Annotated in this window: 21 protein-coding genes; 7 read left to right on the top strand and 14 right to left on the bottom strand. The window is 64.4% G+C overall.

The genetic code is table 11. From position 1 onward, the window contains the following. Window positions 1-70: 70 nt before the first annotated feature. On the top strand, window positions 71-940 hold the full coding sequence (locus AC1Q6Z_RS03690; protein ID WP_492646780.1) for an aldose 1-epimerase family protein: 870 nt from the start codon (window positions 71-73) through the stop codon (window positions 938-940). A 75-nt stretch (window positions 941-1,015) separates the two neighbouring features. Then, the gene (gene ade, locus AC1Q6Z_RS03685; RefSeq protein ID WP_492646779.1) at window positions 1,016-2,710 is read left to right on the top strand and encodes an adenine deaminase; all 1,695 of its coding nucleotides are present in this window, start codon (window positions 1,016-1,018) and stop codon (window positions 2,708-2,710) included. Between the two features lie 2 nt (window positions 2,711-2,712). On the opposite strand, the gene AC1Q6Z_RS03680 is transcribed toward ade, so the two are convergent. From AC1Q6Z_RS03680 to bglA, 3 genes are read right to left on the bottom strand one after another with little or no spacing between them, the layout of a single operon-like run. Beyond that, window positions 2,713-3,012, bottom strand: coding sequence for a type II toxin-antitoxin system RelE/ParE family toxin (locus AC1Q6Z_RS03680; protein WP_492646778.1), 300 nt, complete (start codon window positions 3,010-3,012; stop codon window positions 2,713-2,715). Next, window positions 2,970-3,269, bottom strand: coding sequence for a type II toxin-antitoxin system ParD family antitoxin (locus AC1Q6Z_RS03675; RefSeq protein ID WP_492646777.1), 300 nt, complete (start codon window positions 3,267-3,269; stop codon window positions 2,970-2,972). The genes AC1Q6Z_RS03680 and AC1Q6Z_RS03675 overlap by 43 nt, the downstream gene beginning before the upstream one ends. 53 nt (window positions 3,270-3,322) lie before the next feature. Next, the gene (bglA, locus tag AC1Q6Z_RS03670) at window positions 3,323-4,966 is read right to left on the bottom strand and encodes a beta-galactosidase BglA (RefSeq protein ID WP_492646776.1); all 1,644 of its coding nucleotides are present in this window, start codon (window positions 4,964-4,966) and stop codon (window positions 3,323-3,325) included. Window positions 4,967-5,116: 150 nt separating this feature from the next. On the opposite strand from bglA, the gene AC1Q6Z_RS03665 reads away from it, so the two are divergent. The 4 genes from AC1Q6Z_RS03665 to AC1Q6Z_RS03650 all read left to right on the top strand — a co-directional run bounded on the left by AC1Q6Z_RS03665 (window position 5,117) and on the right by AC1Q6Z_RS03650 (window position 8,720). Continuing rightward, on the top strand, window positions 5,117-6,121 hold the full coding sequence (locus tag AC1Q6Z_RS03665; RefSeq protein ID WP_492646775.1) for an Ldh family oxidoreductase: 1,005 nt from the start codon (window positions 5,117-5,119) through the stop codon (window positions 6,119-6,121). Between the two features lie 16 nt (window positions 6,122-6,137). Then, window positions 6,138-7,052: a sugar kinase gene (locus AC1Q6Z_RS03660; RefSeq protein ID WP_492646774.1), complete on the top strand. Its 915-nt coding sequence runs from the start codon at window positions 6,138-6,140 to the stop codon at window positions 7,050-7,052. Between the two features lie 97 nt (window positions 7,053-7,149). Beyond that, window positions 7,150-7,701, top strand: coding sequence for a YbhB/YbcL family Raf kinase inhibitor-like protein (locus AC1Q6Z_RS03655; RefSeq protein ID WP_492646773.1), 552 nt, complete (start codon window positions 7,150-7,152; stop codon window positions 7,699-7,701). Between the two features lie 161 nt (window positions 7,702-7,862). After that, complete coding sequence (locus tag AC1Q6Z_RS03650; protein ID WP_492646772.1) at window positions 7,863-8,720, top strand: AraC family transcriptional regulator; 858 nt, start codon at window positions 7,863-7,865, stop codon at window positions 8,718-8,720. Here AC1Q6Z_RS03650 and der read toward each other — a convergent pair. The 3 genes from der to AC1Q6Z_RS03635 form a co-directional block, all read right to left on the bottom strand. Continuing rightward, a complete protein-coding gene (gene der / locus AC1Q6Z_RS03645) occupies window positions 8,671-10,104 on the bottom strand; it encodes a ribosome biogenesis GTPase Der (RefSeq protein ID WP_492646771.1) in 1,434 nt (477 codons plus the stop codon). The genes AC1Q6Z_RS03650 and der overlap by 50 nt on opposite strands. Window positions 10,105-10,140: 36 nt before the next feature. Beyond that, a complete protein-coding gene (locus AC1Q6Z_RS03640; protein ID WP_256117602.1) occupies window positions 10,141-10,812 on the bottom strand; it encodes a tetratricopeptide repeat protein in 672 nt (223 codons plus the stop codon). A 102-nt stretch (window positions 10,813-10,914) separates the two neighbouring features. Further along, window positions 10,915-11,499 (bottom strand): NnrU family protein, encoded by a 585-nt coding sequence (locus AC1Q6Z_RS03635; RefSeq protein ID WP_492646770.1) that lies wholly within the window; start codon window positions 11,497-11,499, stop codon window positions 10,915-10,917. A 139-nt stretch (window positions 11,500-11,638) separates the two neighbouring features. Between AC1Q6Z_RS03635 and AC1Q6Z_RS03630 the strand changes: the two genes are divergently transcribed. Then, on the top strand, window positions 11,639-12,652 hold the full coding sequence (locus AC1Q6Z_RS03630; RefSeq protein ID WP_492646769.1) for a polysaccharide deacetylase family protein: 1,014 nt from the start codon (window positions 11,639-11,641) through the stop codon (window positions 12,650-12,652). Window positions 12,653-12,678: 26 nt separating this feature from the next. On the opposite strand, the gene sbmA is transcribed toward AC1Q6Z_RS03630, so the two are convergent. The 8 genes from sbmA to AC1Q6Z_RS03590 form a co-directional block, all read right to left on the bottom strand. Further along, entirely contained in the window at window positions 12,679-13,947 is a 1,269-nt protein-coding gene (gene sbmA, locus AC1Q6Z_RS03625) for a peptide antibiotic transporter SbmA (RefSeq protein WP_439616089.1), read from the bottom strand. Between the two features lie 95 nt (window positions 13,948-14,042). Then, window positions 14,043-15,230, bottom strand: a complete 1,188-nt coding sequence (locus AC1Q6Z_RS03620) for a YbfB/YjiJ family MFS transporter (protein ID WP_492647235.1) — start codon at window positions 15,228-15,230, stop codon at window positions 14,043-14,045. Window positions 15,231-15,313: 83 nt separating this feature from the next. After that, window positions 15,314-16,066: a type I methionyl aminopeptidase gene (gene map, locus AC1Q6Z_RS03615; protein ID WP_256117608.1), complete on the bottom strand. Its 753-nt coding sequence runs from the start codon at window positions 16,064-16,066 to the stop codon at window positions 15,314-15,316. Window positions 16,067-16,112: 46 nt separating this feature from the next. Then, window positions 16,113-17,165 (bottom strand): LLM class flavin-dependent oxidoreductase, encoded by a 1,053-nt coding sequence (locus AC1Q6Z_RS03610; RefSeq protein WP_492646768.1) that lies wholly within the window; start codon window positions 17,163-17,165, stop codon window positions 16,113-16,115. A gap of 125 nt (window positions 17,166-17,290) precedes the next feature. Beyond that, on the bottom strand, window positions 17,291-17,776 hold the full coding sequence (locus tag AC1Q6Z_RS03605) for an SRPBCC family protein (RefSeq protein WP_435267810.1): 486 nt from the start codon (window positions 17,774-17,776) through the stop codon (window positions 17,291-17,293). 80 nt (window positions 17,777-17,856) lie between these two features. Continuing rightward, complete coding sequence (locus tag AC1Q6Z_RS03600; protein WP_435267811.1) at window positions 17,857-19,113, bottom strand: RNA polymerase sigma factor; 1,257 nt, start codon at window positions 19,111-19,113, stop codon at window positions 17,857-17,859. Further along, the gene (locus tag AC1Q6Z_RS03595; RefSeq protein ID WP_256117613.1) at window positions 19,110-19,484 is read right to left on the bottom strand and encodes a YciI family protein; all 375 of its coding nucleotides are present in this window, start codon (window positions 19,482-19,484) and stop codon (window positions 19,110-19,112) included. Before AC1Q6Z_RS03595 ends, AC1Q6Z_RS03600 begins: the two co-directional genes overlap by 4 nt. 119 nt (window positions 19,485-19,603) lie before the next feature. Next, window positions 19,604-20,593: a sensor domain-containing diguanylate cyclase gene (locus AC1Q6Z_RS03590; RefSeq protein WP_492646767.1), complete on the bottom strand. Its 990-nt coding sequence runs from the start codon at window positions 20,591-20,593 to the stop codon at window positions 19,604-19,606. Between the last annotated feature and the right edge of the window lie 76 nt (window positions 20,594-20,669).

The raw sequence follows: 20,669 nt of genomic DNA, 5'->3' as shown, positions 1-20,669 counted from the left end.
CCTGATAGCGCTTGCAAGCCCGCCCGGTTTCGGGGCTATTGTGCCGACGATAAAACCAGGGGAGAGCCTCATGCCGACCATCACCCGCATAGAGAACGACCACCTCTCGATCGATGTCTCCTCGCTCGGTGCCGAAATGCAGGCGATCACCGCGCGCAACGGGGCGAACTGGCTGTGGAACGGCGACGCCGCCTTCTGGACCGGGCGCTCGCCGGTGCTCTTCCCGATCGTCGGCAAGGCGCCGGACGATACGCTGCTGATCGACGGCAAGCCCTATCCCATGGCGCAGCACGGCCTTGCCCGGCGGCGGGAATTTTCGCCTTCCGGCGCCAGCGCGACCGCCTGCCGCTTCACGCTGGACGCCTCGGACGACACCCGCGCCATCTACCCGTTCGATTTCCGGTTTTCCGTCGAGCACAGCCTTGATGGCCCCACGCTGACAGTCGCCGCCGAGGTGGAGAACCGCGGGCAGGACCCGATGCCCTTCGGCTTCGGCTTCCACCCCGCCTTCGCCTGGCCCCTACCCGGCGCGGAAGGCAGGACGCACAGCGTCATCCTCGACGATGGCGGCGAGCCGGACCGCCAGCCGCTGGAAAACGGCCTGCTAGCCCCGGAGCGCCAAGCCTCACCCTTCGAGAAGGGCCGCCTCGTCCTTGCCCACGGCCTATTCGAGAACGACGCGCTGGTCTTCCCCGAAGGCGCGGGCGATGGCCTGACCTATGAGGCGGAAGGCGGGCCGGCGCTGAAATTCCGCTTCGAAAACCTGCCGAACCTCGCACTCTGGACAAAACCCGGCGCACCTTTCCTCTGCGTCGAGCCGTGGCACGGCACCGCGGCGGAATTGGGCGGATCGCGCGAGTTGAGAGATCGGCCCTCCACCACGGTGCTTTCCGGCGGCGAAACGAAGCGCTTCGCTTTTTCCGTCACCTTCCCGGTCTAGCAATTCGGCGCGCCGGCCCTTCCCTCTCGCCGCCGCGCCGCTAGAGTCTCTGCAAAAGGATTCGGAGACTTTGCCATGACCGACTTGGAACGCTTCATCGACCAGGGGACCGGCCGCGAACCGGCCGACATCGTGCTGAAGGGCGGGCAGTTCTTCGATCTCGTGACGGGCGAGCTCGTCGCCTCCGACATCGCGATTTCCGGCGACCGCATCGTCGGCACCTGCGGCAACTATACGGGTCGCACCGAGATCGACATTTCCGGCCGCATCGTCGTGCCGGGCTTCATCGATACGCATCTGCACATCGAATCCTCGCTGGTCACACCGCATGAATTCGACCGCTGCGTGCTGCCCTATGGTGTCACGACGGTGATCTGCGATCCGCATGAAATCGCCAATGTGCTCGGCACGGAGGGCATCCAGTTCTTCCTCGACAGCGCGCTGGAAACCATCATGGACATCCGCGTGCAGCTTTCGAGCTGCGTGCCGGCGACGCATCTGGAGACCTCCGGCGCCGACCTGCCGATCGAGCGCCTGCTGCCCTTCCGCGACCATCCGAAGGTCATAGGCTTGGCCGAATTCATGAATTTCCCGGGCGTCATCCACAAGGACCCGATCTGTCTCGCAAAGCTCGAAGCTTTCCAGGGCGGCCATATCGATGGCCATGCGCCGCTTTTGCGCGGCAACGATCTCAACGGCTACCTGTCCGCCGGCATCCGCACCGAGCATGAATGCACGACCGCTGAGGAAGCGCTGGAAAAGATCCGCAAGGGCATGCACATCCTCGTGCGCGAGGGCTCGGTCTCCAAGGACCTGTTGGCGCTGCTGCCTGTTATCACCGAGCGGCTGTCGCCCTTCATCGCGCTCTGCACGGACGACCGCAACCCGCTCGACATCGCCGAGCAGGGCCATCTCGACTATATGATCCGCACCGCGATCGGCCATGGCCGCGCGCCGCTCGCGGTCTATCGCGCCGCCTCGATTTCCGCCGCCAAGGCCTTCGGGCTTAGCGATCGCGGCCTCGTCGCGCCCGGCTGGCGCGCCGACCTCGTCGTCGTCGATACGCTGGAAAACTGCAAAGCGGAGATCGTGTTCTCCGCCGGCCGCAGGGTCGACAACGCGCTGTTTGCGACGCGCCAGTCCGTCGCCCCGGTCGGCCTCGACAGCGTCAAGGCGCGGCCGGTCAATGCGGCGCATTTCGCCGTGCCGGTCACGGATGGCGAGACGCCGGTCATCGGCGTGCTGCCGGGAAAGATCATCACCGAGCACCGGCGCTACCGGCTGCCCGCGAAGGGCAACCAGGCGACCGTCGATCTCGCGCAGGACATTATCAAGGTCGCCGTCATCGAGCGCCACGGCAAGAACGGCAACCATGCCAACGGCTTCGTGCAGGGGTTCGGCCTGAAGAAGGGCGCGATCGCCTCGACGGTCGGCCATGACAGCCACAATATCTGCGTCGTCGGCGTCGACGAGGACGACATGGCGCTCGCCGCCAATCGTCTCGGCGAAATCAAGGGCGGCTTCGTCGTGGTGGAGGACGGCAAAGTGACCGGCGAGATCGCGCTTCCCGTCGCCGGCCTGATGAGCCTCGAACCCTACGAAAGCGTGCGCGACACGCTGCACCACCTGCGCCAGGCCGCCTTCGCGCTCGGCGCGACTTTGCAGGAACCCTTCCTCCAGCTCGCCTTCCTGCCGCTGCCCGTGATCCCGCATTTGAAGATCTCGGACAGGGGGATGGTGGATGTGGACAGGTTTGCGCTGATCGGGTGAGATCACTCCGCCCTGAAATCGTCCTCGTCGATATCGAGGTATCGGCTGAGGATACGCACGATGACGAGCTGCGACCGGCTGGCCAGGTAGAACAGGACGTAGTTCCCGACGACGAAGCTGCGCAAACCACCCGCAAGTTCAGAGCGGGAGCGGCCGGCCTCGGGATGCGCCGCCAGTTTTTGTGCGACATCCGCAAAGCGGTCGAGAAGGCGATCGGCCGCCTGTTCGTTGTCGTCGGCGATGTATCGCCAAATCTGGATCAAATCCTCTTCTGCCTGTGGAAGACGAACGACCTCAAGCACGTTTGGCCGTTGCCCCCCCCCGCGCGTGCGCGTGCCTTCACCGCGTCCATGTCAAGCGGTGCTGCGGGTCCGCTTTCAAGGCCGTCCCGAATGGTGTCCCTCAATGCGGCAAGCTTAGCTTCGCGCTGCTTCTCGCGGTCTTCGAGCAGGCGTAGCCCATCCCGCAAGACTTCGCTCGCACTGGCATATCGGCCAGTCGCAAGCAGGTCGCGGACGAATGTCTCGTAGTGATTTCCGAGCGTGTAATTTGAGGCCATGAGGAGCTCCCGAATATCACTTTATGATATCGCGCGTCGGCCGCAGCCGCAACTCATAGCCGCACACACGCCATATCCAGCCCATCCAGCTCGATCGTCCCGTCCTTCAGCTTCGCGCCAAAGCCGGGCACGGGCAGCGGCTCGCCGAGCTTCAGCGATTTCGCCGGCACGAACTCGGCCTTTTCACGCGTCAGGTTGAAGACGAAGAGCAGTTTTTCGCCGCCCTTCTCGCGGGTGAAGGCGAGGATATCCTGGTTGGAATGGAGGAAGGACATGTCGCCGTCGTGCAGCGTCTCGTGTTCCTTGCGGAACGCGAGCGTGGCGCGATAGTGGTTGAGCACGGAGCCGGAGACCTTTTCCTGCGCATCGACGGAGAGGCGCGAATGTTCCTCCGGCACCGGCAGCCAGGGTTTTCCCGTGCTGAAGCCGGAATGGGCCTCGCTGCGCTTCCAGGGCATCGGCGTGCGGCATCCGTCGCGGCCCTTGAAGGCCGGCCAGAAGCGGATGCCGTAGGGGTCGCGCAGGTCCTCGAAGGCGAGGTCCGCCTCGGTAAGGCCGAGCTCTTCGCCCTGGTAGAGGCAGATCGAGCCGCGCAGCGTCGAAAGCAGGGTGACCGCGAGTTTGGCGACGCGCTCGCGTTCCTCCGGGGTCTTGATGAAACGGCTGACATGCCGGTTGACGTCGTGGTTGGAAAAGGCCCAGCATACCCAGCCGTCCGTCACCGCGCGCTGAAAACTCTGCACGCATTTGCGCACGTGCTCTGCCGTGAAGTCCGGCCCCAGCAGGTCGAACGTGTAGCACATGTTGAGCTTGTCGCCGCCGCTCGTATACTCGGCAACCGTTTTCAGCGAACGTGCGCCATCGCCCACCTCGCCAACCGTCATGCGGCCCTCATATTCATCGAGCAAAGCGCGAAACCGCCGGAGGAACTCGACATTCTCCGGCTGCGTCTTATCGTAGCGGTGCGTCTGCATGCCATAGGGATTGACGTCCGGCGCATCGAGGCCGACGCCGTCGGGGTCGGGTTCATGGGGTGGGTTGTCGCGCAGCTTCTTGTCGTGGAAGTAGAAATTCACCGTATCGAGACGGAAACCGTCCACGCCACGGTCGAGCCAGAAGCGCACGGTTTTGAGCAACGCCTCCTGCACATCCGGATTGTGGAAGTTGAGGTCCGGCTGCGACATGAGGAAATTATGCATGTAATATTGCTTGCGCACGCCGTCCCATTCCCAGCCCGGCCCGCCGAAGATCGACAGCCAGTTGTTGGGCGCCGTGCCATCCGGCTTCGGATCGGCCCAGACATACCAGTCGGCCTTGGTGTTCGTGCGGCTGGAGCGACTTTCGACGAACCAAGGATGCTGGTCGGAGGTGTGCGAAATCACCTGGTCGATGACGACCTTGAGGCCGAGGCGGTGGGCTTCGGAAAGCATCGCATCGAAATCGGCAAGCGTGCCGAACATCGGGTCGACGTCGCAGTAATCCGAAACGTCATAACCCATATCCGCCATCGGCGACTTGAAGAAGGGCGACAGCCAGATCGCATCGACACCGAGCGAGGCGATGTGCCCGAGCCGCTTGGTGACACCCCGAAGGTCCCCCATGCCGTCGCCGGTCGTGTCTTGGAACGAGCGGGGATAGACTTGGTAGATGACCGCGCCGCGCCACCAGTCGTCGGCCTTCTTACGGGGCTTTGCCATGCGTTCTCGCTCCGGTTTCCAATTGCGTTCAACAAGATGTAACGCGCGTACCCTAGGGCGTAAACGGCACAACCCGCGATTTTTCGAAGGTTGACGAAGAGCGGATCGGTCGGGATGATGCCGGCGATTTCCAGAGAGAAGGCTGACCGCATGACCGATGACGTCACCCTTTCCCCGGCGGAAGCCATCGAGCTTGCGAAAACGGCGCTGATGCGCGTCGGCATGGTCGAGGCGGGGGCCGCAGCCCTTGCCGGCGCCACGGTGGATGCCGAAATGGCGGGCAAACGGGCGGTCGGCTTCGCCCACCTGATGGACTATCTCAGGAGCCTGGTCGACGGGCGGATCGTCGCGCGTGCCGAACCCCTCCTCACCTCGCCGGTGCCGGCGATCCTCAAATGCGATGCGATGGGCGGCGTGGCGCAGCACGGGTTTTCCGTCGCGCATGAGGAACTGGTGACGAAGGCGAAGGCGCTCGGCATCGCGATCTTCACCGCGCACAACAGCTACACGACGGGTGAACTCGGCTGGTACGCCGCCCGGCTGGCGCAGGAAGGCCTTGTCGCCATCGCCGCGACCAACGGTCCGGCGCTGCTTGCCGGGTCGGGCAGCCGCCTGCCGGTCTATTGCACCAATCCGCTGGCCTTCGCGGCCCCCCTCCACGACGGTCGCTTCCTGCTGATCGACCAGGCCTCCAGCGCCACCGCCTTCGTGAAAATCCGTGAGGCGGCGGCGCGCGGCGAGGCTATCCCCGAGGGCTGGGCGCTCGACCAGGACGGCGAGCCGACCAGCGATCCCTTCGCGGCCATGCAAGGCGCGCTGCTCGCCTTCGGCGGAGAGCGCGGAGCCAATATCGCGCTGATGGTGGAGGTGCTCGCCGCCGGCCTTACCGGAGCGAACTGGTCGGTCGACGCACCGGATTTCCAGGCGGGCGAGACCTCGCCCGGCGCCGGCCTCTTCGTGCTGGCAATGGCGCCGCAGCTTCTCGCCGATGGTTTTTCCGCCCGCCTCGCCGCGCATGTGGAGCGGCTTTCGGCCGAATATGGTGTGCATATTCCCGGCATCGGCCGCGTGGAGCGGCAACGGCAGGCGGAAAGCGCCGGCATCGTCTTGCCCCGCCAACTCTTTGACAGTATTTCCTCTTTCCGGCGGATTTAGCCGGGAGGATTTCGACATGGCGGGACGGCTGCTCTCGATCGGCGAGTGCATGGTGGAACTGATGCAGGCGGACGGCGGCCTGATGCGCAAGAGTTTCGCCGGCGACACCTTCAACACCGCCTATTACGCTCGCCAATTCCTGCCGGCCGACTGGAGCGTCGACTATTTCTCCGCCGTCGGCACCGACATGATTTCAGACGAAATGCTCGCCTTCGTGGCCGGCCACGGCATCGGCACCGACCATGTCGCACGCATCGAGGGCCGCTCGCCCGGCCTCTACATGATCCACCTGAAGGATGGCGAACGCAGCTTCTCCTACTGGCGCTCCGTCTCCGCGGCAAAGCTGCTCGCCCGCGACGGCGACCGGCTGCGTGCCGCAATTGAGGCCTCCGAAGTGGTCGTCTTTTCCGGCATCACGCTGGCGATCCTGCCCGCCGAGGATATCGAAACCCTGCTCGCCGAGCTTCGCCGCGGCAAGGCCGCCGGCAAGCGCATCGTCTTCGACCCCAACATCCGCCCGCGCCTGTGGGATGACACGGAGCGCATGCGCGCGACCATCACCGAAGGCGCGCGCGCCGCGACGCTGGTCATGCCGAGCCTCGACGACGAAACCACCCATTTCGGCGATGCCGGGCTGGAAGAGACGATCGCCCGCTACCGCGCGCTCGGTGTCAGCGAGATCGTCGTGAAGGACGGCAGCGAGGGCGCAACGCTGGTCTTCGACGGCGCGCGCAGCCACGCGCCCTCCGCAAAAGTCGAAAAAATCGTCGATACGACAAGCGCCGGTGACAGCTTCAACGGCGCCTTCCTCGCCCGCCTGGCGACGGGTGTAAGCCCGGACGACGCGGCCCGGTTCGCCGCCGATGTCGCGGCCAGCGTCATCCAACACCACGGCGCGCTGGTGGCAAAGGACAAGCTGCCCGACTGCTGATTGATCGGATCGGTGCCAAAATCGATCGATCTCGCACCGACCGTTACAATGAATGGTCCTAGTTTCTCCCCGTTGCCCCCCAAGACGGAAAGAAACCATGACGACATCACGTTTCATGGCGGCCTTCGCCGCCGCGCTCTCCCTTTGCCCGCAGGCCGGCCTGTCGGCCGATTTCACCGTTGCCAGCGCTGCCTTCGCCTCCGGCGCCGTGCAGAAGGAACAGTTTGCCGACAGCATGGGCTGCACCGGCGGCAACATCTCGCCGGATATCCGCTGGTCGAACGCACCGGTGGGGACCAAAAGCTTCGTCGTGACGATCTACGACAAGGACGCGCCGACCGGCTCAGGCTGGTGGCACTGGGTTGTCATCGACCTGCCTGCCGACGCAAACTCGCTTGCTGCGGGTGCTGGCAACGGCAAGGCTGCGCTGCCGCACAGCACGCGCATGACGCCAACGGACCTGGGCATACCCGGCTTTCTCGGAGCCTGCCCGCCGGACGGGCCGGAGCATGACTACACGATCACGGTCAAGGCGCTCGGCATCGAGAGGCTGCCGGTGCCGGACGACGCCACGCCCGCCATGGTCGGCTTCGTCAGCAACATGAACACGCTTGCCACCGCAACAATCTCCGCCAAGGGCAAGCGCTGATAGGTCAGCCTGGTTCACACTGAACCAGGCTGACCTAGTACCTTTTGTTTTCGTTTGTCTTTTCGGGAAAACCGGTTCCCACTTTTCCCTGACAAACTCCATGTCCTTGCCCGGGCCTAGCCAACGGGGATAGGCTCGGGCGGGACGACAGGATGGACCGGATGAACATCGCCATACGCCCGGAAATCGGCGCTTCCGCCCGCATCGTGCAGTATAATCGGCTGCGTTATGCCAACATCCTGATCACCCGCCCTCTTCTCATCCTCGTCGAACACGGCACCAAGATCCTGCGCGCCGGCGAAGAGGAATGGGATGTTCCGGCCGGCGGCTGCATCGCGCTCGCCCAGGGCGAGACGTTCGACGTGATCAATGCCGCGGATGGTGCGAGCGCCTATGTCGCGCGCTGGATCGCCTTCGAACCGGAAACCGTGGCGGCCTTTGCCGCAACACCGGGCAAAGGCCGCCCTTTCGAGCGCGCCTTCACGATCGACCACCCGCATCGCGGCTTTCAGGACGCCTTTGCGGATTGCGCGCAGGCAATCACGGAACCCGCCAGCATCCCCGTCGAAATTGCCCGCCACCGGCTTTCAGAACTGCTGCTTTGGCTCGATCTCGCGGGTGGGCGTTTCGTTGCGCCGAAGCCCGCGGGCGTCAGCGACCGTGTGCGCGCTATCCTCTCCGCGGAACCGCACGCGAATTGGGCAAGCGTCGATCTGTGCCGGGCGCTGAATGTCAGCGAGGCGACGCTACGGCGAAAGCTTGCCGCCGAAAGATGGTCTTTTCAGTCGCTGCTGATCGATGTGCGCATGTCGCTCGCCATGCAGCTCCTGCAATCGACGGAGTTTTCCGTCCTCAGCATTGCGCAAACCGTCGGCTACGAATCGCAATCGCGGTTTGCCACGCGCTTCCGCGCCCGCTTCGGCTTCCCGCCGAGCGCGATCCGCGGGCACATGAGGCCCGACCCGAAAGTCAGCGCCGCTTCTTCGCCTTGCTGGCGAACGGATTGTCCGACGCCTTGAAGTGGATGCGGATCGGCACGCCGGGCAGGTTGAAATCGCTGCGCAGGCCGTTCGTCAGGTAGCGGATATAGGATTCCGGCAGCGCATCGGGGCGCGTGCAGGAGATCATGAAGCCCGGCGGGCGGGCTTTGACCTGTGTCATGTATTTCAGCTTCAGGCGGCGGCCGGAGACGGCCGGTGGCGGATGCTGGATCTGCTGCGCATCGAGCCAGCGGTTGAGCTTGGCGGTGGAGATGCGGCGGTTCCAGATGCGGTCCGTATCGATGACGGCCTGCATCAGCTTGTCGAGGCCGCGGCCGGTCTGGCCGGAGACCGGCACGGCGCGGATGCCGCGTGCCTGCGGCAGCAGCCGGTCCGTCTTTTCACGCAGTTCCGCGAGCACGGCCTGCGGATCGTCGATCAGGTCCCACTTGTTGAAGGCCAGCACGGCGGCGCGGCCCTCGCGCAGCACGAAATCGACGATCTGCAAATCCTGCTTTTCGAAGGGGATCGTCGCATCGAACATGATGACCACGGTCTCGGCAAAGCGGATGGCGCGCAGGCCATCGGCGACGGAGAGTTTTTCCAGCTTCTCCTGCACGCGCGCCTTGCGCCGCATGCCGGCCGTGTCGAACATCTTGATCGTGCGGCCTTTCCAGTCCCACTCCACGGAAATCGAATCACGCGTGATGCCGGCTTCCGGGCCGGTCAGCAGCCGGTCCTCGCCGAGGAAGCGGTTGATCAGCGTCGACTTGCCGGCGTTCGGGCGGCCGACGATGGCGACGCGCAGCGGCTTCGTCTCGTCATATTCCGGCTCGAAATCCTCGTCCTGCTCCGCGCCTTCGGCAGCGGCTTCCGCGCGCACGTCGACATCGGTTTCGGCCTCGTCGTCCTCGGGATAGGCGCGCTCCTCGCCGATCGCGGCGACGATCGCGTCGCGCAGGTCCAGCATGCCCTGGCCGTGTTCGGCAGAGATCGGCGTCGGCTCGCCGAGGCCGAGTGTGTAGGAATCGTAGAAGCCGCCGTCGGAGCCGCGGGCTTCCGACTTGTTGGCGACGAGCACGACCGGCTTGCCCTTGCGGCGCAGCATGTCGGCAAGCGCCGTGTCGACGGGCGTGAGGCCCGTCTTGGCATCGACGACGAAGAGCGACAAATCGGCCTCGTCGATCGCCGCTTCCGTCTGGGCACGCATGCGGCCCTGCAACGTCTCGGGTGCTGCCTCTTCCAAGCCGGCGGTGTCGATGATGCGGAACTTCAGGTCGATGAGGCGCGCATCGCCGGGGCGGCGGTCACGAGTGACGCCGGGCGTGTCGTCGACGAGCGCGAGCTTCTTGCCGACGAGCCTGTTGAACAGGGTGGACTTGCCGACATTGGGGCGTCCGACAATGGCGACGGTAAAGCTCATGATGTGTTCCGTTCAGGTGAACCGGCGAAGGCCGGTTTAAGAGGACAGCTTGCCGCTTGCAGCAATCAGGTCAAGCAGCATCTGCGCGCGGTTGGCGACGTTGCGCGGGCTTTCGCTGTCGGCGAGGATCGCGTCGAACCATTCCTTGGCGCGGGCATAGTCCTCGTGTTTGTAAGCGGAGAGGCCGAGAACCTCGCGGGCCGAGTGGCGCAGCGCGCTCTGCGGCGTGGCGAGCTGTTCGGCCTCGGCGGAAACCTGGTCATAGGTGCCGGTATCGACGAGCAGGTAGGCGGCGCGCAGGCGGGCTGCATCGCGCAGCGCCTGCGGCACCGAGGTGTCCTTGGAAATCGCGGTGAAGGCGCTGACGGCGCCTGCGGCATCCGTCGTCGCCAGAAGCGAGGCGGAGCGCATGCGGGCAAGCACCGGATAGGAGCCGAAACCGTCCTTTTCCAGCGCGGTCAGCGCGGCAAGCGCTTCCTCGTTCTTGCCTTCGCGGGCAAGCGTGAGGGCGGCGAGGAAGCTGTCGCCGGCGGCGGATGCCTCGCTGTCACGCCAGTAATCGTAGCTCACCTTGCCGATCGTACCGAGAACGACCAGCACGGCGATGCCGATGAGGATACGACCAAAACGCCTCCAGACCAGACGCATCTGGTCGGAGCGGAGTTCATCGTTGACCTCGCGGATAAAGCTGTCGTCCTGATTTACCATTCCCTGCCCGGCTCTTGCTGACGATTGGAGTTTGCGCCTTCTACTCCATTTTGGCCGCAAAGTAAGGGGGCAGGCGCGAAAAGCCCTGGATCAGCGCGCCGATCACGCCATCGGCGCGACGCCGATCACCCACTCGTGAAGCCAGAAGACGACGACGACGTAAAGCGCGAGGCCGACGACGACGGCAATCAGGTCGTTTTTCGCCGAGACGAAGACCGGCAGTTTCGTCTCGCCGGCGGCAATGCGCTTCTTCAGCGATATGCGCAGGATGACCGCCCAGGCGAGGATCGTCACGAAGAGCAGGACCGAATAGCTTTCGCCATTCGCCAAGAGATGGGCGAGCGCCCAGATCTTGATGGCGACGAGGATCGGGAATTTCAGCTTCGTGCGGATATGGCCGGCTGGCAGGAAGCCGGCGACGAGACAGATCGAGGCGATCAGCATCAAGGTGAGCGCGATATGCGCCATGAAGGTCGGCGGATAATAGAGCATCGCGCCGCCATTCGCCCGCGCCTCGACAAAGCCGTAGGCGATGAGGACGAGGCTCGCGAGCGACACGATGCCGTGCAGCGCCATCCAGGCGGGCTTGCCGAGTGCTGCGATGCCGGCATTGCGCAGGCCGGGCGCGAAGGGGCGGATGAGATGGGTGACGATGAAGAGAACGAGACCGGCGATGAGCAACGTCATGGAAATGTCCCTGGAAAAAAGGCGGCGCGTGGCCGATCCCGTCTGGAATAGCCGTCAAGGCCGGACAATTCCAGCCCGATCAAAGGATTGCCGCATTCGGAAACCATGACAGACCCTTTGCAAATTGCCGCAGGTGCCCATGTCTTTCGCAATATCGTCCCGAATCCTCCCTTCCCTTCTCGCCGCCGGCCTTATTGCAGGCCCGGCGCTTGCCAAGGACGACACGATCGGGACGACCAAGCGCAAGCAGCTCGTCATCGTCTCCTTCGATGGCGCGCATGACAATCTTCTGTGGGAGAAGAGCCGCGCCATGGCAAAACGCACCGGCGCGCATTTCACCTATTTCCTCTCCTGCACCTTCCTCTTCCCAAAGGACGAGCGCGCAAAATACCAGGCGCCGCATGAAAAACGCGGCCGCTCCAATGTCGGCTTTGCGCCGGACCGGGAAGACACGATCCTGCGGCTCGGCGAAATCTGGCTGGCGAAGCTGGAAGGCCACGACATCGGCAGCCACGGCTGCGGCCATTTCGACGGCGGCAAGTGGAGCGCGGACGACTGGAAGGCCGAGTTCGCCTTCTTTCACGAGGCGCTGAAGAACGGCTGGCAGAATGCCGGCGTCGGCGAGCGCGAACCTGCCGACTGGCAGCGCTTCGTGAAGGAAGACATCAAGGGGTTTCGCGCGCCCTATCTTTCCGCCGGCAACGGGTTGGTCAAGGCGCTGGAAGCCAACGGCTTCACCTACGACGCCAGCCTCGTCTCGAAGGGGCCGGCCATGCCGGTGGCAAGCGGCACGCTCGCCCGTTTCGCCCTGCCGCTCGTCCCGGAAGGCGACGCACAGCGTCCGGTCATCGCCATGGACTACAATCTCTATGTCCGCCATTCCAAGGGCAAGGAGAAGCCGGAGAAAAGCGCCGCCTTCGAGGAAAGCACGCTAAAGGCCTATCGCGACGCCTTCGCCAAACAATATGACGGCGAGCGCATCCCCCTCCAGCTCGGCTTCCACTTCGTCGAGATGAATGCCGGCGCCTATTGGCGCGCACTGGACCGCTTCCTGACGGAGACCTGCGGAGAAAGGGACGTCGCCTGCGTCAGCTATGTCGAGGCGATGGACATTCTCGCAAAAGAAAAGAGGGCGACTGGCGCCGCCCTCTAGATCTCGATTATCCGGGCAGACGCCGGTCAGGCGGGCTCGGCGTCTTCTTCCGTCTGGCGGGCCAGGTAACGCTGGTCGATCTCCGGCAGCGGCTTGTCGTCGATCGCTGCCTCGAAGGCCTTCAGACGTTTGTGGATCGACAGCAGCTCGACGATCGTCGACCAGTAGTTCACGAGATACTGGAAGGAGTTGCTGACCTCGCCGAAAGCGGTGGCGATCTGCTGCCAGCTGCCCATGGTGATACGGCCAGCCACAATGGTCGGGATGAGGATGACGTTGAGGAAAATCGCGTCGAGCTGGCCATAACCGAAGCGTGCGATGTTGAAGTAGCAATAGTGCCAGTACATGCGGAAATAATTCCGCCGCACGTTCGCGAAGAGCTCGCGCGCAGTGACGGGGTCGGCGCGGTCCGCATTGTCCTCGCCATAGACGAGTTCCTTGCGGTAGGCGGCCTCGACGCGCTGGTTGCGGAACTGCAGGCCCGGCAGCTTGATGCCAGCAACAGCCAGCAGCACCGTGCCGAACAGCGACCAGCCGATCGCCAGCCAGAACAGCGAATGCGGAACCGCACCGAGCAGCGGCAGGTCGCCGACGAGTTCCGACATGCGGAAGAGCAGCGGCAGGAACACCACCAGCGTCATGATGGAATTGATGAAGGTGACGCCCAGCCCTTCGAGAATGTTGGCAAAGCGCATCGTGTCTTCCTGCACACGCTGCGAGGCGCCCTCGATGTGGCGCAGCTTCGGCCACATGGACATGTAGTAGTCGTTCATGGCGGTACGCCAGCGGAAGACATAGTGATTGGTGAAGAACGCCGTCACCACGTTGATCACGACGCCGACGATGCCGATTTCGAGGAAGTAGAGCTGCATCGTATAGAGCTGCTCCACAGTTACATTGCCCTGCTTGGACAGAGCCTGCTGAAACAGGTCGAAAAACGGCCCACGCCAATTGTTCAGCGCCACCGATACCTGAACGGAGAAATAGGCGATGAAGATGATGAAGGCGGAGCCCCAGATCGACCAGTTCGTCCAGGGATGGTCGCGCGCGATCACCTTCCAGGCGAGGCCGAAAATCAGCACGAAGATCGTGAAATAGAGGTAGAACCAAAGGTTATCCGGCGAAATGAAATAGGCGAGGCCGATCGCGGCCTTCTCGTTCGGGCCGAGCGGCGGCAGGCCGACCATGGCGCCCAGTTGAGGCCCTACCGTATACCAGACGGCGATGCACACGGCCGCCCAAAGGATTGCGGAGGTAAAGAACAACTTCGGCTGCGGGAAGAAGGAGTGGAACAAGGTGCGAAACTCTCGTTTGCATAGGGCGGCAGCGCCACCGGTTCGGGCAGAACCTAGAGGAGTTTGCGCATCGCAACAATCGTTCGCGACTTGTATTACCGAGATTTAATGGAAAGCGCCCCACCGGCGACGGTGATGGCGGCGGCCAGAAGCAGCGTGCCGGCGGCGGCAAGGCTCGGCAGCACGTAGCTTCCCGTGCGCGCCGCGAGAAAGCCCGCGCCGAGCGGCCCGAGGATCTGCCCCACGCCGAACGCCGCCGTCATCAGCGCCAGCACGCGGCGCGGGCTTTCGCTGGCGAGAACCCGGCCGAGCTGCAAGCCATAGGCGGTGATGACGATGAAGGTGAGGCCGAGCAGCGCCCCGCCGATGAGCGCCGAAGCGGGAAACGGCAGCGTGACCGTGACGGCGACGCCCACCATCTCCACGAGGAGCGCCGCGAGATAGGCACTCGCCACGCCGTAACGCCGCTCCATCGGCTTCCAGGCGATGAGGGAAATCGCCGCGCAGGCGCCGGTGACGAGCCAGGTGAGGCATTCGAGCAGCGGGCTTTGCGCGCCCTCCCGCGCGATGGCGACGATGAAGGTGGCCGTCACGACATAGCCGATGCCGAACAGTCCATAGCTTACCGTCAGCGCCACCATGGGCCGGCTCCAGACGATCGGCGGCTCGCGCACCGCAACCGCACCGCCTGCCGGACGCGGCAGCAGCAGCATGACGACGGCGAGGCCGATGGCACCGAGCACGGCGCCTGCAAGCCAGTCGACGCGCCAGGGCGCAATCGTCGAGACGTGGACGAGCGACAGCAGGTAGACGAGCACCGCCGACACCGCGATGCCAATGCCGACGCCGGAAAAATGCGCCATTTGCACGCGCGGATCCCGATGCGCGAGGCCGACGGAAAGCACGATGCCGGTGGTGAAGATCAAGGCGAAGGCGCTGGCGAGACCCGCGAGGAAGCGCACGACGGAGAGCGCGGCCACACCGGAAAGGAGGCTCATGGCGAGAAGCAGCAGCACCGTGGCGACAAGCGAGCCGAGCGCCAGGCGCCGCTCAAGGCCGGCCGCCCAACCATAGGCGGCGAGCACCGCGCCGAGCAGGTAACCCGCAAAATTCGCCGCCGCGATGATGCCGGCATCGGCGGCGTTGAGCCCGAGGCCGGCCATCATGCCGGGCAGCACGGGCGTATAGAAGAAGCGGCCGAGCCCCATGGCGACGGCCATGGCGAGCGCGCCGGCAATGGCCGCTCGGAGGGGTTCGCGCGACAGGACGGGCGTGCTTTGCATCATGGTCATGCCACGACCTTCGCACTGCAACATGAGACCGGCAAACGACAATTATTGATCGACGGATCAGCGCCGGTGAAGGCTTAACCCGGCAGCGTCACGACGATCGGCCCGCTGCGGGTGGCAACAACCGTATGCTCGAACTGCACCGTCGGCGCGCTCGGCTCGCTGTAGAGCGTCCACTCGTCCTTCGTGCCGCTTTCCGCCCAGTTGGCGCCGAGCGACAGGAACGGCTCGACGGTGAAGACGAGGCCGTCCGTCATGCGGCGCTTTTCCTGTGGATCGGGCCAGGTGGCGATTTCCGTCGGCTCCTCGTGCAGCGAGCGGCCGACGCCGTGGCTGGCGAGGTTGGCGATCAGCGTATAGCGGTTCTTTCGCGCGAATTCGCCGATGGCCTTGCCGACTTCGGCGAGCGGCTTGCCGGCCTTCACTTCCTTGAGGCCGACCCAGAGCGCCCGCTTGCCATCGCGGCAGAGGCGCTCCACGGCCGGCGTCGAGCGCCCGACGGTGAAGGAGGCGCCGGTATCTGCGAAATAGCCGTCGAGCTCGGCGGAGACGTCGATGTTGATGAGGTCGCCCTGCTTGATCACCCGGTCGCCCGGAATGCCGTGCGCCACCTCTTCATTGATGCTGATGCAGGTGGCGCCCGGAAACTTGTAGCAGCTCTCCGGCGCCGAAACTGCCCCCGCCGCCTCCAGCATGCGCCGGCCGATGAGGTCCAGCTCGGCGGTGGTCATGCCCGGCTGGATGGAGGTCGACATGTGCTGGAGCACATTGGCGCAAATCCGCCCGATCGCCTTCAGGCCGTTGAGGTCTTCATCGTTTTCCAGGGTCATCGCATCTCTCTTTCGCGGGCGGTCTTATCACGCCCGCGGGTGCTTGTCAGGCCGAAGCGGCCGCCGGCGCCTCCGCCTGCATCTCGCGCACAAGCGGAGCGACCTTCGTGCCGTAAAGCTCGATGCCGCGCATGATCTTGTCATGCGGCATCTGGCCGATGGCCATCTGGAGCAGGAAGCGGTCGTTCTTGAAAATCCGCTGGTGTGCCGCGATCTTCGTCGCCACCGTCTCCGGATCGCCGAGGAAGAGATGCCCCGTCGGGCCGGTCGACTGGTCAAACTGCGCCCGGCTGGTCGGCCCCCAGCCGCGTTCGCGGCCGATACGGTTCATCACCTCGGCCTGCGGCCCGTAGAAGGCATCGGCCGCAGCCTCCGTCGTATCGGCGATGAAGCCGTGCACGTTGATGCTGGTCTTCAGCTTCGCCTCGTCCTGCCCGGCGCGGCGCGCGGCCTCGCGGTAGAGATCGAAAAGCGGCGCATAACGCGACGGCGTGCCGCCGATGATGGCGAGCGCCAGCGGCAGGCCATAGGCCCCCGCGCGGGCAACCGATTGCGGCGTGCCGCCGACGGCAATCCAGATCGGCAACCTGCCATGCGCCGGGCGCGGATAGACGCCAAGCCCCGGCAACGGCGGCCGCATCGTGCCGTTCCAGGAGACTTTTTCGCTCTCGTTCAGCGCCAGCAGCAGGTCCAGCTTCTCCTCGAAGAGCTGGTCGTAATCATCGAGCGCATAGCCGAAGAGCGGGAAAGATTCTATGAAGGAGCCGCGCCCCGCCATGAGCTCCGCCCGGCCGCCGGAAATGAGATCGACGGTCGAATATTGCTGGAACACACGCACCGGATCGTCCGACGACAGCACCGTCACGGCGCTCGTCAGCCGGATGTTCTTGGTCCGCGCGGCGGCAGCCGCCAGCACGACGGCGGGTGCCGAGGCGGCATAATCCGGCCGGTGATGTTCGCCCAACCCGAACACATCGAGCCCCACCTGATCGGCAAGCTCGATCTCTTCCAAAAGATTCTTCAGCCGCCGCTCCCCTTCCCGCCCCTTGTCGGCGGCATTGGGATCGACGTCGGCGAATGTATAGAGGCCAAGTTCCATGGGATGTTCCGCGCAGGAGGGATTTGACCCGAGATATGTCCCGCGGCGGCGGTTTGAAAGGGCGGATGGGGAAACAGTGTGTTTACCGAAAGGGAACGGGGCGGTTTCCCGCCCCGTTCGTCCGTTCAGAGCTTCGAGGCAACCTCTTCGAGCTGGGTCGCCACCTGCCCCCAGCCCTCGTGAAAGCCCATCTTTTCATGCGCCTCGGCATCCTCGACATTCCAGTGGCGCGCGATGGCCGTGTAGCGGGTCTGGCCGTTGCCGAGGTCGTCGAACAGGATTTCCGCGCTGAAGAAGGCCTTTTCCGTCGGCTTCCAGTCCGGGCCGAAGGCATCCGTGGTGATGATGCGCTTGTCCTTCTCCACCTTCAGGAACACGCCGGTACTATCCATGTGAAAGCCGTCCGGGCCGGTCATCACCGTGCGGAACTTGCCGCCATCGCGCGGCTCCATGTCGACGAGCGCCAGCGCATAGGGCTTCGGCATGAACCACTCCTTCAGGATTTCCGGCGTCGTCCAGGCCTTGAAGAGCTGGGCCGGCGTGGCGTTCAGCACGCGGGTCAGCACCAGTTCGCGGTTGTTGGCGGGCTTGATTTCGTTGGTCTCGGTCATGGTCCGTTTCCTCTTTGGTGTGATCGGTTGGTTCGTATCAAGGACGGCCGGCGGGCGGCAGAACCGACAGCTACGCCGGATTATTTTTCCGCATTCACCATCTCGCGCTGCACGCTGTCGAGGTGCTGGCGGATATGGGCCGCCTCGGCCGGCGTGGTGGCGAGCGCAATGGCGCGGTCGAAGGCCTCATGCGCCTCTCGGTAGCGGCCGAGCTGCTTCAGAAGGCCGCCGCGCAGGCCATGGAAATAGAAATAGCCGTTTAGTTTCTCCGCCAGCGGCTCGACCAGCGCCAGCGCCGCCTCCGGCCCCTCGCGCTTCGAAACGGCGACCGCCCGGTTGAGCCGCACCACCGGCGACGGCTGGAGGCGTTCGAGCGTCTGGTAGAGCAGGTCGATCTGCAACCAGTCCGTCTCCGCCGCCGTTTTGGCGCGGGCATGCAGAGCCGCAATTGCCGCCTGGATCTGGAAGGCGCCCGGCGTGCGATGCCGGATCGCCTTGTCGATCAGCACCAGCGCCTCGTCTATCAGCCCGCGGTCCCAGAGCGAACGGTCCTGGTCTTCCAGCAGCACGATCTGGCCCTGCTTGTCGAAACGCGCCTCAAGCCGCGAATGCTGGATGAGGATCAGCGCCGTCAGCCCCATGATCTCCGGTTCGGAGGGGAAGAGCGTGAGCAGCAGCCGGCAAAGCCGGATCGCCTCCGCGCAGAACGGCGCATCCGCCCGCTCCGGCACGCCGGCCGAATAGCCCTCGTTGAAGACGAGGTAGATCATCGCCGCGACGATGCCGAGCCGCTCGGCCCGCGCCACCGCATCCGGCGTCTCGAAGGGAATACCCGCCGCCCCCACCTTCGCCTTCGCCCGGGTGATGCGCTGCTCCATCGCCGCTTCCGAGACGAGGAAGGCGCGCGCGATCTGCTTCACCGAAAGCCCGGAGACGATGCGCAGCGCCAGCGCGATCTGCTGTGTCGCCGGTAGATCCGGATGGCAGCAGACGAAGAGCAGGCGCAAAATATCGTCGCGGTAATGCGCGCCGTCCAGCCGGTCCGCAAGGTCGCTCTCCGTATCCTCCAGATCGGACAGCACCTCTTCGGGCGGAAGCGGCTGGTGCTTGGCGCGTTTGCGCACCTGGTCGATGCCGCTGTTGCGGCCGACGAAGATCAGCCATGCTGCCGGATCGCGCGGCGGACCTTTTTCGGGCCAGTTTTTCAGCGCGCGAAGGCAGGCCTCCTGAAAAGCCTCCTCCGCAAGGTCGAGGTTGCGGAAGTAGCGCAGAAGCGCCCCCATGGCCTGCGGCCGTGCCGACGTCAGCGCCAGATCGATCCAGGCAAGCTCTGTCATTTTATGGGACCTCCCGGATTGAAGAACTGCAACGGCCGGATTTCATAGGTGCCGTTGGCCGGATTGGCGGCGGAAAGCTCGCGCGCAAAAGTGATCGCCTCCTCCAGCGTTTCCACCTGGATGACGAAGAAGCCGAGGAACTGTTCCTTGGTTTCGGCAAAAGGCCCGTCCATGACGATATCGTCCGTCGCACCCTTGCGTACCGTGACCGCCGCCGTCGTCGGCATCAGCCGCGCGACGGGACCGAGCTTGCCCGCCTCCGCATAGCGCTGGTTGACGGCGCCGAGATCGGCCATGACCTTGTCGTCCAGCTCCTTGCTCCAGGCGCTGACTTCACTTTCGCTATCATAACAAAGAACGGCATACAGCATGGTGAACTCCCGTTGGTTGGAAGACGTAGAAGTAGCGTCTCAGCCGACAGGGCGGAACGGAATATTTTTGATTTTTGGACGGAATGGTGCCGCGCAACGCGCGACCTTGGCGAAGAACCTCAGTTCAACCGCGGCCCGAGAGCGACCGGCCGCTGGGTTTTCTTCATGAGTGCCTTGAAGACATGGTAGCGGCGGCGGCCCGCCTCCTTGGCTTGGTAGAGAGCAAGATCCGACTGCTCCAGCAGCTGCTCGAACGGCGCCTTTCCGTAAGCGACGCCCACGGAAGCACCGATATTGATGCCGCCGATATTCACGTCCTGCTTGGTCGCCTCCGCCGCCTCCACGACCACTTCGGCGAAGTTCTGCGCATGGCCGAGCGACGTGTTGTCGAGGATGACGATGAATTCGTCGCCGCCGGTACGCGCCGCAAAACCGCTGACGGAAACGACGGCTGTCATCAGCCGCGCGGAAAACGCCCGCAGCACCTGATCGCCCACCTCGTGGCCAAGGCGATCGTTGACGTCCTTGAAATGGTCGAGGTCGATATGCAGCACAGCGATCGGCACCGTCCGGGCCGATCCACGCGCGGCCAGAAACCGCTCCAGGCCGCGACGGTTCGGCAGGCCGGACAGGAAATCGTGCAGGGCGGAATGCTCCAGCAGCCGGTGGCTCTCCTCCAGCTGCTCGGCGCGGCGCATCAATTCTTCCTGCATCATCACATCGGCGGTGACATCCCATTCCGCGCCGATGAAGAAGGGCGTTCCCTCCTGGTTTTCGTAATAATGGGCGCGCGAACGCACATGGCGCATCTGGCCGTCCGGCAGCAGGATGCGGAATTGCGAGGAATAGCCGCTCTTGTTTTCTATGGCCCGGTCGAAATCGGCGCAGGCGCGCTCGCGGTCGCCGGGATGGACATGATCGATCCAGGTGACGACCGAACCGAATTCAACGCCGTAGAGATCACAAAGCCGCTTGTCCCAGACCACCGCGTCGGTGATGAGGTTGTGCTCCCATATGCCCATCTGCGACGCTTCGAGCGCGAGCGCCAGCTTGCGGTAGAGCAGCCGAAACTCTTCCGCAGATTCATTGGGGAGCTGAACTTGCTCCAATGCTCGCTCCTCTACGCCGATGGCCTCGGAACGATGGCGGCATGCTCATCCATGATGGGCAGCCTCTCCTAACCCG

Source organism: Shinella sp. GW835-FHT14H05 (genome assembly GCF_058793575.1).
This window is presented reverse-complemented; position numbering and strand designations above follow the sequence as displayed.

Bases quoted from the DNA above. Each gene is read 5' to 3' on its own strand.
- AC1Q6Z_RS03690 (WP_492646780.1), top strand. From the start codon at position 71: ATGCCGACCATCACCCGCATAGAGAACGACCACCTCTCGATCGATGTC.
- AC1Q6Z_RS03635 (WP_492646770.1), bottom strand. From the start codon at position 11,499: ATGACGTTGCTCATCGCCGGTCTCGTTCTCTTCATCGTCACCCATCTC.
- bglA (WP_492646776.1), bottom strand. From the start codon at position 4,966: ATGGCAAAGCCCCGTAAGAAGGCCGACGACTGGTGGCGCGGCGCGGTC.
- AC1Q6Z_RS03655 (WP_492646773.1), top strand. From the start codon at position 7,150: ATGACGACATCACGTTTCATGGCGGCCTTCGCCGCCGCGCTCTCCCTT.
- ade (WP_492646779.1), top strand. From the start codon at position 1,016: ATGACCGACTTGGAACGCTTCATCGACCAGGGGACCGGCCGCGAACCG.
- map (WP_256117608.1), bottom strand. From the start codon at position 16,066: ATGACCCTGGAAAACGATGAAGACCTCAACGGCCTGAAGGCGATCGGG.
- AC1Q6Z_RS03630 (WP_492646769.1), top strand. From the start codon at position 11,639: ATGTCTTTCGCAATATCGTCCCGAATCCTCCCTTCCCTTCTCGCCGCC.
- AC1Q6Z_RS03665 (WP_492646775.1), top strand. From the start codon at position 5,117: ATGACCGATGACGTCACCCTTTCCCCGGCGGAAGCCATCGAGCTTGCG.
- AC1Q6Z_RS03605 (WP_435267810.1), bottom strand. From the start codon at position 17,776: ATGACCGAGACCAACGAAATCAAGCCCGCCAACAACCGCGAACTGGTG.
- AC1Q6Z_RS03675 (WP_492646777.1), bottom strand. From the start codon at position 3,269: ATGGCCTCAAATTACACGCTCGGAAATCACTACGAGACATTCGTCCGC.
- AC1Q6Z_RS03660 (WP_492646774.1), top strand. From the start codon at position 6,138: ATGGCGGGACGGCTGCTCTCGATCGGCGAGTGCATGGTGGAACTGATG.
- AC1Q6Z_RS03610 (WP_492646768.1), bottom strand. From the start codon at position 17,165: ATGGAACTTGGCCTCTATACATTCGCCGACGTCGATCCCAATGCCGCC.
- AC1Q6Z_RS03640 (WP_256117602.1), bottom strand. From the start codon at position 10,812: ATGGTAAATCAGGACGACAGCTTTATCCGCGAGGTCAACGATGAACTC.
- AC1Q6Z_RS03600 (WP_435267811.1), bottom strand. From the start codon at position 19,113: ATGACAGAGCTTGCCTGGATCGATCTGGCGCTGACGTCGGCACGGCCG.
- AC1Q6Z_RS03650 (WP_492646772.1), top strand. From the start codon at position 7,863: ATGAACATCGCCATACGCCCGGAAATCGGCGCTTCCGCCCGCATCGTG.
- AC1Q6Z_RS03620 (WP_492647235.1), bottom strand. From the start codon at position 15,230: ATGCAAAGCACGCCCGTCCTGTCGCGCGAACCCCTCCGAGCGGCCATT.
- AC1Q6Z_RS03595 (WP_256117613.1), bottom strand. From the start codon at position 19,484: ATGCTGTATGCCGTTCTTTGTTATGATAGCGAAAGTGAAGTCAGCGCC.
- der (WP_492646771.1), bottom strand. From the start codon at position 10,104: ATGAGCTTTACCGTCGCCATTGTCGGACGCCCCAATGTCGGCAAGTCC.